We start from the raw sequence: 14405 nt of genomic DNA on the forward strand, positions 1-14405 counted from the left end.
CGTCCCACCAAGGTTTTCGGCGCAAGCGGCTCAGCCCTTCTGCAGTCGCTCGATTGCCACCGCGAGCGCGGCGGGCTTGCCCGAGAGCACCAGGGTGTCGCCGTCCACCAGCACCGTGTCGCCGTTCACCGCCTGGGCGTGGCCCTGGCGCCGCAGGGTCGCGACGCGCACGCCGAGCGTGTCGAGCGCCAGGCGCGCGAGCGACTGGCCGACCGCGCGTGCGCCGGGGTTGAGCGTGAAGGTGTTGAGCCGCTCGTGGTCGATCTCGTCGGCGTTGTCGTCGTCGGCACCGTGGAAGTAGCCGCGCAGCAGGTTGTAGCGCGCATCGCGCAGGTCCTGCACCACGCGGATCACGCGCCGCATCGGCACGCCGACCAGCGCGAGCGCGTGGCTCGCGAGCATCAGCGAACCCTCGATGGCTTCGGGCACCACCTCGGTCGCGCCGGCGGCGCGCAGTTTCTCGAGATCGAGATCGTCCTGCGTGCGCACGATCACCGGCACCTGCGGCGCATGGGCGCGCGTGTTGGCCAGCACCTTCATTGCGCCTGGCACGTCGAGGTAGGTCACCACCACGGCGCTCGCGCGCGCCAGGCCCGCGGCCATCAGCGCCTGCAGCCGCGCGGCATCGCCGAACACCACGGAGTCGCCCGCGGCGGCGGCCTGGCGCACGCGGTCGGGGTCGAGATCGAGGGCCATGTAGGGAATGCCCTCACGCTCGAGGATGCGCGCGAGGTTCTGGCCGCAGCGCCCGTAGCCGCAGATGATCACGTGCTGCGCGGTGTTGATGGTCTTGCGCGCGATCGTGGTCATCTGCAGCGACTGCTGCAGCCAGTCGCTCGCCACCAGCTTGCGCACGATGGCGTTGGTGTACATCACGATGAACGGCGTCGCGAGCATCGAGAGCACCATCGAGGCCAGCACCGGATGCGCAAGCCATTCGGGCAGCAGCGCGCGGTCCTGGGCCAGCGTCAGCAGCACGAAGCCGAATTCGCCCGCCTGCGCGAGGTAGAGGCCGGTGCGCAGCGACACCCCGGCCGTTGCCCCGAGCACCCGTGCCAGCAGCGTCACGAGCGCCAGCTTGAATGCCAGCGGCAGCACCAGCAGCACCGCCACCAGGGCCCAGCGCTCGACCACGATGTGCCAGTCGAGCGACATGCCCACCGTGATGAAGAAAAGCCCCAGCAGCACGTCGTGGAACGGGCGGATGTCGGTCTCGACCTGGTGCTTGTATTCGGTCTCCGACACCAGCATGCCCGCGATGAAGGCGCCGAGCGCCAGGCTCAAGCCCGCCAGTTCGGTCAGCCATGCAAGCCCGAGCGTCATCAGCAGCACGTTCAGGATGAAGAGCTCTTCGCTGCGCCGGCGCGCCACCAGCGTGAGCCACCAGCGCATGACGCGCGGCCCGCCATAGAGCAGCACGCCGATCAGCAGCACCGCCTTGACCAGCGCGTAGCCGAGGGCCGTGGCCAGCGTCTCGGGCGGCGCCCCCAGCGCCGGAATCATCACCAGCAACGGCACCACCGCCAAATCCTGGAACAGCAGCACGCCCATGACGCGCCGCCCGTGCTCGCTTTCGAGCTCGAGCCGCTCGGCCATCAGCTTGACCACGATCGCCGTGCTGCTCATGGTCAGCGCGCCCGACAGCGCCAGCGCGGTCTGCCAGCCGAGCTGCCAGGCCGCCGGGAGCCAGGAGGCGATCAGCAGCGCCCCGGCCGTGGCGAGCGCCATCGTCAGCAGCACCTGCAGCAGGCCCAGCCCGAACACATGCTTTCGCATCGCGCGCAGCTTGGGCAGGCTGAACTCCAGCCCGATCACGAACATCAGGAACACCACGCCGAACTCGCCGAGATGGCGGATGCCCTCGGAGTTCTGTGCCAATGCGAACGCATGCGGCCCGATCAGCACGCCGGCCGACAGATAGCCGAGCATCGGCGGCAGCTTGAGCGAGCGGCACGCCACCACGCCGATCACTGCGGCGAGCAGGTACAACAGCGTGAGGTCGAACGAAGACATGGCTGGATGCTAGTCGAAGGGACTACAGCAATGTCCGTGCCCTGCGCCGCCCCGTAAAATCCGGCGATGAGTTCCGCTCCCCTGCCCCCCGCGGTCAACGCCGATGCCGTGCTCGCGCGGGCGCGCGCCACCTTCGACATCGAATCCGAGGCCGTGAGCGGCCTCAAGTCGCGCGTGGGCCCGAGCTTCGTCGAGGCGGTGCAGAAGATCCTCGAGGTGCGCGGGCGCGTGGTCGTCATGGGCATGGGCAAGAGCGGCCATGTCGGGCGCAAGATCGCCGCCACGCTCGCCTCCACCGGCACACCGGCGATGTTCGTGCATCCAGCCGAGGCCAGCCACGGCGATCTCGGCATGATCAAGCCGGTCGACTTGGTGCTGGCCATTTCCAACAGCGGCGAGGTCGACGAACTCACCGTGATCCTGCCGGTGGTCAAGCGCCAGGGCGTGCCGCTGATCGCCATCACCGGCCGCCTCGAATCCACCCTTGCGCGCCATGCCGACATCGCGATCGACGCGGGCGTGGCGAAGGAAGCCTGTCCGCTCAACCTGGCGCCGACGGCAAGCACCACGGCCCAGATGGCCATGGGCGATGCGCTGGCCGTGGCCCTGCTCGACGCGCGCGGTTTCGGCTCCGAGGACTTCGCGCGCTCGCATCCGGGCGGCGCGCTCGGCCGCAAGCTGCTCACCCACGTGAGCGATGTCATGCGCTCGGGCGACGATGTGCCGCGCGTGCCGCCCACGGCCACCCTCAGCGACCTGATGCGCGAGATGAGCGCCAAGGGACTGGGCGCGACGGCGGTGGTCGATGCGGAGGGCCGTGCCATCGGCATCTTCACCGACGGCGACCTGCGCCGCCAGGTCGAAACCGGCGGCGACCTGCGCGGCCTCACCGCGGCCGACGTGATGCACCCCGGCCCGCGCACGCTGCGTGCCGATGCCCTGGCGGCCGAAGCCGCCGAACTGATGGAAGAGCACCGCATCACCAGCGTGCTCATCGTCGACCCGGCGGGGCTCCTGATCGGCGCGCTCAGCATCAACGACCTGATGCGCGCGAAGGTCATCTGATGCCGATCGACTTCCAGGCCGAGGCCTTGCTCGCCGCGCAGGACGTGCGCATCGCGTTCTTCGACATCGACGGGGTGCTGACCGACGGCGGCGTCTATTTCACCGAGCATGGCGAAACCCTCAAGCGCTTCAGCATCCTCGACGGCTACGGCCTCAAGCTGCTGCGCCTGGCCGGCATCACGCCTGCAGTCATCACCGGGCGCGACTCCAAGCCGCTGCGCGTGCGGCTCGAGGCGCTCGGCATCGAGCACGTGCGCTACGGCACCGAAGACAAGCTGCCGGCGGCCGAGGCCATGCTCGCGCAACTGGGCTTCAGCTGGGCGCAGGCCGCAGCCATCGGCGACGACTGGCCCGACCTGCCAGTGCTCGCGCGTGTCGGCTTCGCGGCGGCTCCGGCCAACGCGCACGCCGAGGTCCGCGCCACCGCGAACTACGTCACCCGCGCCCGCGGCGGCGAGGGCGCGGCGCGCGAATTCTGCGATCTGCTGCTGACCGCCTGCGGCCAGTACCGGCGCCTGCTCGACGCCGCGCGGGGTCCGGCGCCATGAAGCGTGGCTGGAACCTGCTGCGCGACGGGCTCGATCGCGCCACCATCTACCTGCCGATCATCCTGACCGCGGCGGTCGCGCTCGGCACCTACTGGCTGGTGCGCAACGCGCCCAAGCTGCTCGAGCCCACCGTGAAGGTCGCGCCCACGCACGAGCCCGATTACTTCATGCGCGGCTTCGTGATCAAGAACTACCTGCCCAACGGCGACCTGCGCAGCGAACTCCACGGCAAGGAAGGCCGGCACTACCCCGACACCGACACCATCGAGGTCGACGAGCTGCGCATGCGCTCGGTGTCGCCGCAGGGCTTCACCACGCGCGCCACCGCGAACCGCGGGCTGTCGAACTCCGACGCCAGCGAGATCCAGTTGTTCGGCAATGCCATCGTCATCCGCGACCCGGCCCTGCAGCCCAACGGCAAGACCACGCCGCGGCTCGAGTTCCGTGGCGAGTTCCTGCATGTGTACCTCGACACCGAACGGGTCACCTCGAACAAGCCCGTCACGCTGATCCGCGGTACCGACCAGTTCACCGCCGACAACCTCAATTACGACAACCTCAGCGGGGTCGCCAACCTGACCGGCCGCGTGCGCGGCGTCCTCGTGCCCTCGGCGGCCGCCGGCAAGGCGCGCTGAACGAGGCCGGGCACCGAAGAAGGCAACCATGGGCACCGCCGCACCACCGCTTGTCTTCATCACCGGCGCTTCGAGCGGCATCGGCCAGGCCCTGGCCGCCTGCTTCTACGACGCGGGCTACCGGTTGGCCCTGGTGGCCCGGCGTACAGCCGAGATCGAGGCCTGGGCCGCCACGCGCCAGCTCGATGCGTCGCGCTGGCACATTTACGGCGCCGACGTGGCGCAGACCGACAGCATCGTTGCCGCGGGCGAGGCCTGCATCGCCGAGCAAGGCCTGCCCGACGTGGTGATCGCCAATGCCGGCATCAGCGTGGGCGTCGACACCGCCGAGCGCGACGACATCGAGGTGATGGCGCGCACTTTCGCCACCAACAACGTCGGCCTGATGGCCACCTTCCATCCGTTCGCCGCCGCCATGCGCCAGCGCGGCAGCGGGCGGCTCGTCGGCATCGCGAGCGTGGCGGCCATCCGAGGTCTGCCGGGCCACGGCGCCTATTGCGCCAGCAAGGCCGGCGTGGTCGCGTACTGCGAAAGCCTGCGCGGCGAATTGCACAAGAGCGGCGTCAGGGTCGTGACGATCTGCCCGGGTTATATCGACACGCCGCTGACGCGCGGCAACCGCTATGGCATGCCCTTCCTCATGCAGCCCGAGGACTTTGCGGCGCAGGCGCTGCGCACCATCGAGGCCGGCAGCAGTTACCGCGTGATCCCCTGGCAGATGGGCGTCGTCGCCAAGCTCATGCGCATGGTGCCGAACGCGCTGTTCGACCGCGCGGTGCAAGGGCGCGGCCGCAAGAAGCGCAGCGGCGAGCGCTGAACGCCCTGTCGCCGGACAACGAAAAAGACTCCCGAAGGAGCCTTTTCTTTGCGTGTCCGTGTGCGTGCAGGACTCAGTAGCCGCCGTTGCCGCCACCGCCATAGCCGCCACCACCGCCCGAGCGGCCGCCGCCGCGAGGGCCGGCACCGTAGGGGCTGCGGAAACCGCCGTCGCCACCACCACCGCCGCCGCCACTGCGGCCACCGCCGCCGTAGCCCCCGCCACCACCGGAGCGGCCGCCGCCACCACCGCCGCCGCCGTAGCCGCCACCACCACCGTTGCCACCGCCGCCGCCGCCATAGCCACCACCGCCGCCGCCGCCGCCGTAACCACCACCGCCGCCGCCGCCGCCGTAACCACCACCGCCGCCACCGTAACCGCCGCTGCGCGGGGGACGCGCTTCCATCGGGCGCGCTTCATTGACAACGATGCTGCGGCCACCGAGCGGCTGGCCGTTCATGCCATTGATGGCTGCCTGCGCTTCCGCGTCGCTGCCCATTTCGACGAAGCCGAAGCCCTTGGAGCGGCCCGTGTCGCGCTCCATCATGACCTTGGCGCTGGCCACCGAGCCGAATTGTCCGAAAGCCTGTTCGAGATCACCGTCGCGCACCGAGTAAGGCAGGTTGCCGACATACAGTTTGTTGCCCATCCAGGGACTCCTATAAACACATGGCAGGAAAAGCGACGGAGTCCCGAAAGCATGACTCAAACGAGAGCTGTCGAGTCGCGCGAAACTGACCGATCACCGAACTGCCTCCTCGCAAATTGAAGAGGGAGGCTCGTGCATTATGGGTGAAATATGTGAAATGCAAGCAGGAATTTGCTGCCGCCTGTAGTGCCTTCAAAATTTAGAAAAAGTTAGCGCACGCTTTCGGCTGAGGGAGGGCGACCGGCCGCAGCAGGTAGAATCTGCCGCGTCATTGGGGAGTAGCCGCCTTCCATTTGCGAGAAGGGCCCGCGTCAACAGACTTGTCCTGCCCACACGGGACATGGCGCGTGCAGTGAACACACCTGGCGAGACCTTTGACCGTGCAACTTCGGGAATTTGGCCGAAGGTGTTGCACGGTCAATTGCGTCCTTCGGCCCAAGGAACCCTTTTTCTCATGGAAGCTTTTCTCGTTGCAACCGGCGTGGTCGCGCTCGCCGAAATGGGCGACAAGACCCAGTTGCTGGCCCTTCTGCTCGCGGCGCGTTTCAGAAAGCCCTGGCCGATCGTGCTCGGCATCCTTGTCGCCACGGTCGTCAACCATGCGCTGGCCGGTGCCGTCGGCAACTACATCACGCGCTGGGTCGGCCCCGAGATGCTGCGCTGGATCCTCGGCGGGTCGTTCGTCGCGATGGCGGCATGGATGCTCATTCCCGACAAGCTCGACGACGACGACGCACCCGCTACCTCCCACTACGGCGTTTTCGGTACCACGCTGGTCGCCTTCTTCCTCGCCGAGATGGGCGACAAGACGCAGATCGCAACGGTGATGCTGGCCGCCCGTTTCACCGAGGCGTACCTCTGGGTGGTCGTGGGCACCACGCTCGGCATGATGCTGGCCAACGCGCCCGTGGTGTGGCTCGGCGAGCGGATCGTGCGCCGGGTGCCGATCAAACTCGTGCACGGCATCTCCGCGGCAATTTTCCTCGTGCTCGGCATCGCCATGATCGCCGGCTGGCCCTGAACGAGCGGCGCCGCGCACCGTTGCGCGGCTATACTTTGTCTTGCGCCGATTTGCTTCAGCTTGCGGGCGCTTTATAAATTCAGCTAAAGACAGTCAGTTGGCGAACAACCCGGCTCGTTTTTGGCGAGGCCGGGTTTTTTCATTCATGTCGTCAACTCCTTTGGTTGTCTCCGCGCAGTCGATGCAGTTCGCGGGCCCGCTGGCCCTGCGCAGCGGTGCCTCGCTCGCGGACTACACGCTGGCCTACGAAACCTACGGCACGCTGAATGCCGAGCGAAGCAACGCGGTGCTGGTGTGCCATGCGCTCAATGCCTCGCACCACGTGGCCGGCACCTATGCAGGCCAGGACCGCTCCGAGGGCTGGTGGGACAACATGGTCGGGCCGGGCAAGCCGGTCGACACCGACCGCTTCTTCGTGATTGGTGTGAACAACCTCGGCTCCTGCTTCGGATCGACCGGGCCGATGCACGTCAATCCGGCCACCGGGCGCGTGTACGGCGCCGACTTTCCCGTCGTCACGGTCGAGGACTGGGTCGACGCCCAGGCCGTGATGCTCGATGCGCTCGGCATCCGCACGCTCGCGGCCGTCATGGGCGGCAGCCTCGGCGGAATGCAGGCGCTCTCGTGGACGCTGCAGTACCCCGAGCGCGTGCGCCATGCGGTGGTGGTGGCCAGCGCGCCCAACCTCACGGCCGAGAACATCGCCTTCAACGAAGTGGCGCGCCGCGCCATCGTCACCGACCCTGATTTCCACGGCGGGCATTTCTACCAACACGGCGTGGTGCCCAAGCGCGGCCTGCGCATCGCCCGCATGATCGGCCACATCACCTACCTCAGCGACGACGTCATGAACGCGAAGTTCGGCCGCATCCTGCGCAGCGCCGTCGAGGGCGAGGCCGAGGGGCTCGACTACCGCTATTCGACGCAGGAGGTCGAGTTCCAGATCGAGAGCTACCTGCGCTACCAGGGCGACAAGTTCAGCGAGTACTTCGATGCCAACACCTACCTGCTGATCACGCGCGCGCTCGACTACTTCGACCCCGCGCGCGCGCATGGCGGCGACCTCAGCGAAGCGCTGGCGCGCGCCACGGCCAAGTTCCTGCTCGTGAGCTTCAAGACCGACTGGCGTTTTTCGCCGGCGCGCAGCCGCGAGCTCGTGAAGGCGCTGCTCGACAATCGCCGCAACGTGAGCTACGCCGAGATCGACGCACCGCATGGGCACGATGCGTTCCTGCTCGACGACGTGCGCTACATGGGCGTGGTGCGCTCCTATTTCGAGCGCGTGGCGCACGAGATCGAGGCCGAAGCGAGCACGGAGGTGGTGCAGTGAGCGACATCGAAACCCAGCGCGTCATCGCGGCGCTCGTGCCCGAGGGCGCGCGCGTGCTCGACCTCGGCTGCGGCGACGGCGCCCTGCTCGACCTGCTGCAGCGCGAGCGCGGCTGCAGCGGCTACGGCGTCGAGATCGCCGACGGCAACGTGCTGAAGTGCATCCGGCGCGGCGTCGACGTGATCCAGTTGAACCTCGACGAGGGCCTCGCGATGTTCGACGACGCTTCGTTCGACGTGGTGCTGCAGATCGACACGCTGCAGCACCTGCGCAATGCCGAAGTGATGCTGCGCGAGACCGCGCGCGTCGGCCGCATCGGCATCGTGGCCTTTCCGAATTTCGCGCACTGGCCGAACCGGATCAGCATCGCGCGCGGGCGCATGCCGGTCACCCGGCGCCTGCCCTACCAGTGGTACGACACGCCCAACATCCGCGTTGGCACCTTCAAGGACTTCGAAGTGCTTGCGCAGAAGAACCAGCTTCGCGTGCTCGACGCTTTCGGCCTGCAGGACGGCCGCTCGGTGCGCTGGCTGCCCAATGCCCGCGCGGGCACGGCCGTGTTCAAGTTCGAGCGGGGCGGTTGAACGCGCTCGGCGAAACGTGAGCTTCACGCTGGCGCAACCGGTCCACAGCGAACTGGTCATCCGCAAGAGCCGCTTCATCGGCTGCGTGCAGTCCGTGCCCGACCGCGCGGCCGCGCAGGCCATCGTGGCCGCGCTGCGCACCGAGCACCCTGCGGCCGCGCATGTGTGCTGGGCCTTGATGGCGGGCGGCCAGTCGGCTGCGAACGACGACGGGGAACCGGGCGGCACGGCGGGCAGGCCGATGCTCGAGGTGCTGCGCCACCAGCAGATCGAAGGCGCACTCGCAACGGTGGTGCGCTACTTCGGCGGCGTGAAGCTCGGCGCCGGCGGCCTGGTGCGGGCCTATACCGACGCCGTGGCGCAGGCGCTGCTCGGCGCTCCGCTCGTGCCGTTGGTGCGCCAGCGCTGCCTGCAATGCGCCGTGCCCTATGCGCTCGAAGGCCTGGTTCGGCGCGAACTCGCCGCAGCGGGGGCGGTGCTCGACGGCATCGCGCACGGGGATGTGGTGCGCTTCGACTTCAGGCTGCCGGAGTCGGATGCCGAGGCCTTCATCGCACGCCTCGGCGATGCTGCGCAAGGGCGCGTCGCCTGGCAGCCGGTGTGAGCCGGCGCGGCGGCGGTGCGGGCGGCGTGGGCGGTGGCGTCATCGCGAGGATGCCGCGGCCTGCGAGCGGCACGTCGTCGTCGTCGCCGGGTCCGCGGCGCGCCATCTCGGCCGTGACGATGCCCGTCGGTACCGCCAGCACACCCCAGCCGAGCAGCATCATGACCGACGCGATCGCGCGGCCGAGGTCGGTCTTCGGCACCAGGTCGCCGAAGCCGACCGTGGCCATGGTCGAGATGGCCCAGTAGATCGCCACCGGAATGCTCGTGAAGCCGTGGACCGGCCCTTCGACGACATACATCAGCGTGCCCATCACCAGCACCACCAGCATCACGAAGCCCACGAACACCGTGATCTTGCGCCGGCTCGCCGCCACGGCAGACACCAGCGCGCGGTATTCCACCGAGTAGCGCGAGAGCTTGAAGATCCGGAACACGCGCAAGAGCCGCAGCACGCGCACGTCGATGAGGTAGGCGAGCTCGGGTGCGAAGGCCACCAGGTAAGTCGGCAGCAGCGCCAGCAGGTCGATCACGCCGTAGAAGCTCAACGCGTAGCGCAGCGGCCTGTTCACGCAGGCGAGGCGCGCGATGTACTCGAGCGTGAACAACGCGGTGAACGTCCATTCGAGCGCGCTGAACAGCGGGCGCCACTGCTCGCGAATCGACTGCACGCTGTCGAGGATCACCACCAACACGCTGGCCACGATCACCGCGATCAGTGCCAGGTCGAACGCGAGCCCCGCTCGCGTGTCGGCCTCGAAGATCACGGTGAACATGTCGCGCCGCCAGCCGCTCGCCGGCTTGTCGAAGCGCGCGTCGGTGGTCGACGAGACGGCGAAGGTCCGGGCAGCGGGAGCGGAATTCGGTCGGGTCATCTGGATGGAGCTGGCGAGGGTCGCGAATGACTGCGATTGTGGCAATGTGCACGCAGCCGCGATTTATTCAGTTACGTTTATTGCGCAATTAAGTGTCGTGCGCGCCAATGGCGTTCTTACGATAGACCCTTTGTTGAGGAGCTCCCCATTGGCTACACAGTCCCCCTTTTTCGGCAAGCGTGATCGTGACACCGATTCGTTGACCTCCCGTCCCGCGCCGCTGGTGGGCTCGGGCACCAATCTGTCGGGTTCGCCCGTCAATCCGTCGTCGCTCGCCGGCCAGCAGGGCGGCCTCGGCGCCACCGCGGCGGCACCCGCTGCCAAGGAAGGCGGCAGCAAGCTCACCGTCGGCCCGAACATCAAGCTCAAGGGCGTTGAGATCACCGATTGCGACACGCTCGTCGTTGAGGGTCTGGTCGAAGCCACGATGGATTCGCGCCTGATGCAGATCGCCGAACAGGGCGAGTTCAAGGGCTCGGCCGAGATCGACATCGCCGAGATCCGCGGCATCTTCGACGGCAACCTCACGGTGCGCGAGAAGCTCGTGATCCACGCGACCGGCAAGGTTACCGGCAAGGTCCGCTACGGCAAGATCGTGATCGAGGAAGGCGGCCAGATTTCCGGCGAGATCAGCTTCGGCGCCAAGGCTTCGCAAGCCTAAGGGCGCGCCGCGCCTGCTACGCGGCGGGCGGGGTCCATCCGAGGCGCTCGAGCAGGGCACCGGCCGCGGCTGGTGCCTTTTCCTTGGCGCCATTGATGAAATAGACGAACACCTCGCGCTTCTTCGGCGACGCGGTCCATGCCTGCGCGCGCTCGGCCCAGGCGTCGAGCGCCTTTGGCGCATAGCCGGTCTTCTGGCTCGCATCGGCCATCATGAGCCGCGCATAGGCGACGTCGCCTTCGGGTTCCTCGAACGAGGGGAACTTGTCCGCGTCGGTGAACACCGTCGACACCTTGTATTTCTTCGCGAGCGCCTTGTAGGCCTGCGTGATGAAGCTCTCGTGGCGCACGTCCATCACGTGGCGCAGCGTGCGGCTGCCCTCCTTCTTCGGCAGCAGCGCAAGGAAGGCCTCGAAGTCTTCGGCATCGAACTGCTTCGTCGGCATGAACTGCCACACGATCGGGCCGAGCTTGTCGCCGAGTTCGCCCACGCCGCTGTCGATGAAACGCGCGATCGACTCGCCCGCGGTGGCGAGCACCTTGCGGTTGGTCGTGAAACGCGACGCCTTCATCGAGAACACGAAATCGTCGGGCGCCTCGCCATGCCATTTGCGGAAGGTCTCGGGCTTGAAGGTGCTGTAGTAGGTGCCGTTGACCTCGATGGCGCTCACCTTGCGGCTCGCATAGCCGAGCTCCTTGGCATGGGCGAGTCCCTTGGGATAGAAGTTGTCGCGCCAGGGCTCGTAGGTCCAGCCGCCGATGCCCACTCTGATGTCCGTCGTCCGCGTCGATGTTGCCTTGGTCACGTTGCGCTCCGGGTTGGGAACGCCGCACTCTACGCGGGGTTGGCGCGAGGCGCAAAATGCGCTTTTGCCTTCCTGCGGAGAACCCCGATGAACGCCCCCCTGCACCGCGAAATGCCCGCCGGCACGCTCGACGCCCAGCGCGCTCTGTCCGACGTCACCACCCAATGGGATGGCGACATCCTCCGGCAGCTCACCGACTACATCGCCATTCCAGCCAAGTCGCCGGGCTTCGACAAGGATTGGTCGGCCAACGGGCACCTCGAGACCGTGCTGCGCAATGCGGCGGCCTGGGTCGAGGCGCAGAAGGTCGAAGGCCTGAAGCTCGAGATCGTGCGGCTCGAGGGCCGCACGCCGGTCTTGTTCTTCGAAGTGCCGGCCACCGGCACCGACATGACCGGGACGGTGCTGATGTACGGCCATCTCGACAAGCAGCCCGAGTTCACCGGCTGGCGCAACGACCTCGGCCCCTGGACGCCCAAGTACGAGAACGGCCTGCTCTACGGCCGCGGCGGCGCCGACGACGGCTATGCGGTCTACGCGAGCATCGCGGCGCTGAAGGCGCTCAAGAACCAGGGCGCAGCGCATCCGCGCATCGTGGGCCTGATCGAGACCTGCGAGGAAAGCGGCTCGTACGACCTGCTGCCCTACGTCGACGCGCTGCGTGCGCGGCTCGGCGAGGTCGAGCTCGTGATCTGCCTCGATTCGGGCGCCGGCAACTACGACCAGCTGTGGCTCACGACCTCGCTGCGCGGCATGGCCAGCGGCACGCTCAAGGTCGAGGTGCTGACCGAAGGCATCCATTCGGGCGACGCCTCGGGCCTGGTGCCCTCGAGCTTTCGCATCATGCGGCAGGTGCTCGACCGGCTCGAGGACAGCAAGACCGGCCGCCTGCTGCCCGCGAGCTTCCACTGCGAAGTGCCGCCGGACCGCCTCGACCAGGCCAGGGCCACGGCCGCGATCCTCGGCGAAGAGCTCTACAAGCGATTTCCGTGGGCGCACTACGACTGCGGCGGCTCGACCATGTTCGCGCTGCCGACCACCACCGACCCGGTAGAGGCGCTGCTCAACCGCACCTGGAAGCCCACGCTGTCGGTGACCGGCGCCGAAGGTTTTCCGGCACTGAAGGATGCGGGCAACGTGCTGCGTCCCTACACCGCCTTCAAGCTGTCGCTGCGCCTGCCGCCGCTCGTCGATGCGGCCCAGGCGGTGCAGGAGCTCAAGACCTTGCTCGAGGACAACGCGCCCTACCAGGCCCGCGTCACCTTCGAAAGCGGCGGCGGCGCCACCGGCTGGAACGCGCCCACGATCACGCCATGGTTCGAGGACGCGCTCAACAAGGCCTCGAACGCGCATTTCGGTGCGTCCTGCGGCTACATCGGGCAGGGCGGCACGATCCCGCTGATGAACATGCTGAGCGCCGGTTTCCCGACCGCCCAGATGATGGTCTGCGGCGTGCTCGGGCCCAAGAGCAATGCGCATGGCCCGAACGAGTTCCTGCATGTGCCCTATGCCAAGAAGCTCACCGCCGCCGTGGCGGAGGTGATCGCGGCGCTGCCGGCGGCCCACCGCGCCGCCGCCGCCGCGTAGGGTCGGTCAGGCCTTCGCGGCGGCCGCTTCTGCCGCAGCGCGCCGGTTGCGCTGCGCGAGCCACAGCAGCGCAGCGCCCGTGATCGCGACCGGCACCAGCGAACCGTAGTTCAGCAGCTGCCAGCCCTGCGTGGTCACCAGCACGCCCGAGGCGAACGAGGTCACGGCGAGCGTGCCGAAGATGCAGAAGTTGAGCGCACCCTGCGCCCGGTCGCGCTCTTCGGCGGTGTAGGCCGTGAGCGAGAGCGTCGTGCTGCCGGTGAAAAGGAAGTTCCAGCCCACGCCCAGCAGGAACAGCGCCACCAGGAAGTGATGCAGGTCCACGCCCGAGAGTGCGACGGCGATGCAGGCCAGGTTGAGCGCCAATCCCACGCCCATGATGGACAGCGCGCCAAAGCGGCGGATCAGGTGGCCGGTGAAGAAACCGGGCGCGAACATGCCGATCACGTGCCACTCGAGCACCAGCGCCGCGTCCGAAAACGGCAGGCTGCAGACCTGCATCGCGATCGGGGTCGCGGCCATCAGCAGGTTCATCACGCCGTAGCCGAGCGCGCCCCCCGCCGCCGCGACGATGAACACCGGCTGCCGCATGATCTCGGCCAGCGGCCGCCCGCTCCCGCGCGCGCCCTCGCGGCGCGGCGGTGCCGGCGGAAACTCGATGAAGCGCATGAACAGCATCGACAGCAGCGCCACCGCAGCAAGCGCCACGTAAGCGCCCGCGAACGGCACCGTCAACGCCTCGCGCGTGGCGGTGGCCAGGTTGGGACCGAGCACCGCGCCGATCAAGCCGCCCGCCATCACCAGCGAGACCGCTTTCTCGCGCCATTCAGGGCCCGCGAGCTCGGCCGCCGCGAAGCGGTAGAGGCTCGCATTGGCGCTGTAGTAGCCGGCCACCACCGTGGCGAAGCACAGCAGCCAGAAGTTGTGGGTGACCGCCGCAAAGGCGCACAGCAGCGCCGAGCCGAACGCCACCGCGAGGCCGATCTGGAACGACCCGCGGCGGCCGAAGCGCCGCTGGGTGCGCGCCACCACGCCGGTGGCGAGCGCGCCGCCCACCACGTAGCCCATCACCGGCAGCGTCGCCATCCAGCCCACCGGCGCGATGCTCAGGCCGACCAGGCCATTGATCGCGATGAAGGTGACGTTGTTGGTCAGGAACAGGCCCTGGCAGATGGCAAGCAGCCAGAGATTGCGGTTCATGGCGGTACGGCA

Annotated in this window: 15 protein-coding genes and 1 riboswitch; of the genes, 10 read left to right on the forward strand and 5 right to left on the reverse strand. The window is 68.1% G+C overall.

Going from position 1 to position 14405, the window contains the following annotated elements; genetic code table 11:
• Window positions 1-30: 30 nt before the first annotated feature.
• Entirely contained in the window at window positions 31-2013 is a 1983-nt protein-coding gene (locus AC3A6J_RS15035; protein ID WP_487860762.1) for a monovalent cation:proton antiporter-2 (CPA2) family protein, read from the reverse strand.
• Between the two features lie 66 nt (window positions 2014-2079).
• Here AC3A6J_RS15035 and AC3A6J_RS15040 point away from each other — a divergent pair, with 66 nt between their 5' ends.
• The 4 genes from AC3A6J_RS15040 to AC3A6J_RS15055 are packed head-to-tail and all read left to right on the forward strand — an operon-like array spanning window position 2080 to window position 5078.
• Window positions 2080-3078 carry a KpsF/GutQ family sugar-phosphate isomerase gene (locus AC3A6J_RS15040; RefSeq protein ID WP_487860763.1) on the forward strand — a complete coding sequence of 333 codons (999 nt, stop codon included), beginning with the start codon at window positions 2080-2082 and terminating at the stop codon, window positions 3076-3078.
• Complete coding sequence (locus tag AC3A6J_RS15045; RefSeq protein ID WP_487860764.1) at window positions 3078-3626, forward strand: KdsC family phosphatase; 549 nt, start codon at window positions 3078-3080, stop codon at window positions 3624-3626. The genes AC3A6J_RS15040 and AC3A6J_RS15045 overlap by 1 nt, the downstream gene beginning before the upstream one ends.
• Entirely contained in the window at window positions 3623-4261 is a 639-nt protein-coding gene (lptC, locus tag AC3A6J_RS15050) for an LPS export ABC transporter periplasmic protein LptC (RefSeq protein WP_487860765.1), read from the forward strand. Before AC3A6J_RS15045 ends, lptC begins: the two co-directional genes overlap by 4 nt.
• 28 nt (window positions 4262-4289) lie before the next feature.
• Entirely contained in the window at window positions 4290-5078 is a 789-nt protein-coding gene (locus AC3A6J_RS15055) for an SDR family oxidoreductase (protein WP_487860766.1), read from the forward strand.
• 73 nt (window positions 5079-5151) lie between these two features.
• Here the strand turns inward: AC3A6J_RS15055 and rbp are convergent, their stop codons facing one another.
• Window positions 5152-5727: an RNA-binding regulator gene (rbp, locus tag AC3A6J_RS15060; RefSeq protein WP_487860767.1), complete on the reverse strand. Its 576-nt coding sequence runs from the start codon at window positions 5725-5727 to the stop codon at window positions 5152-5154.
• A gap of 259 nt (window positions 5728-5986) precedes the next feature.
• Window positions 5987-6175, forward strand: a riboswitch (yybP-ykoY riboswitch).
• Between the two features lie 6 nt (window positions 6176-6181).
• Between rbp and AC3A6J_RS15065 the strand changes: the two genes are divergently transcribed.
• From AC3A6J_RS15065 to AC3A6J_RS15080, 4 genes are all read left to right on the forward strand, one after another.
• A complete protein-coding gene (locus tag AC3A6J_RS15065) occupies window positions 6182-6748 on the forward strand; it encodes a TMEM165/GDT1 family protein (protein ID WP_487860768.1) in 567 nt (188 codons plus the stop codon).
• Between the two features lie 145 nt (window positions 6749-6893).
• Window positions 6894-8078: a homoserine O-succinyltransferase MetX gene (gene metX, locus AC3A6J_RS15070; RefSeq protein WP_487860769.1), complete on the forward strand. Its 1185-nt coding sequence runs from the start codon at window positions 6894-6896 to the stop codon at window positions 8076-8078.
• A complete protein-coding gene (gene metW / locus AC3A6J_RS15075; RefSeq protein WP_487860770.1) occupies window positions 8075-8662 on the forward strand; it encodes a methionine biosynthesis protein MetW in 588 nt (195 codons plus the stop codon). Before metX ends, metW begins: the two co-directional genes overlap by 4 nt.
• A gap of 16 nt (window positions 8663-8678) precedes the next feature.
• The gene (locus tag AC3A6J_RS15080; protein WP_487860771.1) at window positions 8679-9266 is read left to right on the forward strand and encodes an IMPACT family protein; all 588 of its coding nucleotides are present in this window, start codon (window positions 8679-8681) and stop codon (window positions 9264-9266) included.
• Here AC3A6J_RS15080 and AC3A6J_RS15085 read toward each other — a convergent pair.
• Window positions 9211-10140, reverse strand: coding sequence for an ion transporter (locus tag AC3A6J_RS15085; protein ID WP_487860772.1), 930 nt, complete (start codon window positions 10138-10140; stop codon window positions 9211-9213). The two genes, AC3A6J_RS15080 and AC3A6J_RS15085, sit on opposite strands and share 56 nt — an antisense overlap.
• Window positions 10141-10288: 148 nt before the next feature.
• Here AC3A6J_RS15085 and AC3A6J_RS15090 point away from each other — a divergent pair, with 148 nt between their 5' ends.
• Complete coding sequence (locus tag AC3A6J_RS15090) at window positions 10289-10801, forward strand: bactofilin family protein (protein ID WP_487860773.1); 513 nt, start codon at window positions 10289-10291, stop codon at window positions 10799-10801.
• A 16-nt stretch (window positions 10802-10817) separates the two neighbouring features.
• Here the strand turns inward: AC3A6J_RS15090 and AC3A6J_RS15095 are convergent, their stop codons facing one another.
• Window positions 10818-11606 (reverse strand): DUF72 domain-containing protein, encoded by a 789-nt coding sequence (locus AC3A6J_RS15095; RefSeq protein ID WP_487860774.1) that lies wholly within the window; start codon window positions 11604-11606, stop codon window positions 10818-10820.
• An 87-nt stretch (window positions 11607-11693) separates the two neighbouring features.
• Between AC3A6J_RS15095 and AC3A6J_RS15100 the strand changes: the two genes are divergently transcribed.
• The gene (locus tag AC3A6J_RS15100; RefSeq protein ID WP_487860775.1) at window positions 11694-13193 is read left to right on the forward strand and encodes a M20 family metallopeptidase; all 1500 of its coding nucleotides are present in this window, start codon (window positions 11694-11696) and stop codon (window positions 13191-13193) included.
• Between the two features lie 6 nt (window positions 13194-13199).
• Here the strand turns inward: AC3A6J_RS15100 and AC3A6J_RS15105 are convergent, their stop codons facing one another.
• The gene (locus tag AC3A6J_RS15105; RefSeq protein WP_487860776.1) at window positions 13200-14393 is read right to left on the reverse strand and encodes an MFS transporter; all 1194 of its coding nucleotides are present in this window, start codon (window positions 14391-14393) and stop codon (window positions 13200-13202) included.
• Window positions 14394-14405: the final 12 nt, after the last annotated feature.

Source organism: Variovorax sp. Soil_C_39 (assembly GCF_057656815.1).

Bases quoted from the DNA above. Each gene is read 5' to 3' on its own strand.
- rbp (WP_487860767.1), bottom strand. From the start codon at position 5,727: ATGGGCAACAAACTGTATGTCGGCAACCTGCCTTACTCGGTGCGCGAC.
- AC3A6J_RS15035 (WP_487860762.1), bottom strand. From the start codon at position 2,013: ATGTCTTCGTTCGACCTCACGCTGTTGTACCTGCTCGCCGCAGTGATC.
- AC3A6J_RS15045 (WP_487860764.1), top strand. From the start codon at position 3,078: ATGCCGATCGACTTCCAGGCCGAGGCCTTGCTCGCCGCGCAGGACGTG.
- AC3A6J_RS15040 (WP_487860763.1), top strand. From the start codon at position 2,080: ATGAGTTCCGCTCCCCTGCCCCCCGCGGTCAACGCCGATGCCGTGCTC.
- AC3A6J_RS15100 (WP_487860775.1), top strand. From the start codon at position 11,694: ATGAACGCCCCCCTGCACCGCGAAATGCCCGCCGGCACGCTCGACGCC.
- AC3A6J_RS15105 (WP_487860776.1), bottom strand. From the start codon at position 14,393: ATGAACCGCAATCTCTGGCTGCTTGCCATCTGCCAGGGCCTGTTCCTG.
- metX (WP_487860769.1), top strand. From the start codon at position 6,894: ATGTCGTCAACTCCTTTGGTTGTCTCCGCGCAGTCGATGCAGTTCGCG.
- AC3A6J_RS15055 (WP_487860766.1), top strand. From the start codon at position 4,290: ATGGGCACCGCCGCACCACCGCTTGTCTTCATCACCGGCGCTTCGAGC.
- AC3A6J_RS15065 (WP_487860768.1), top strand. From the start codon at position 6,182: ATGGAAGCTTTTCTCGTTGCAACCGGCGTGGTCGCGCTCGCCGAAATG.
- AC3A6J_RS15085 (WP_487860772.1), bottom strand. From the start codon at position 10,140: ATGACCCGACCGAATTCCGCTCCCGCTGCCCGGACCTTCGCCGTCTCG.
- lptC (WP_487860765.1), top strand. From the start codon at position 3,623: ATGAAGCGTGGCTGGAACCTGCTGCGCGACGGGCTCGATCGCGCCACC.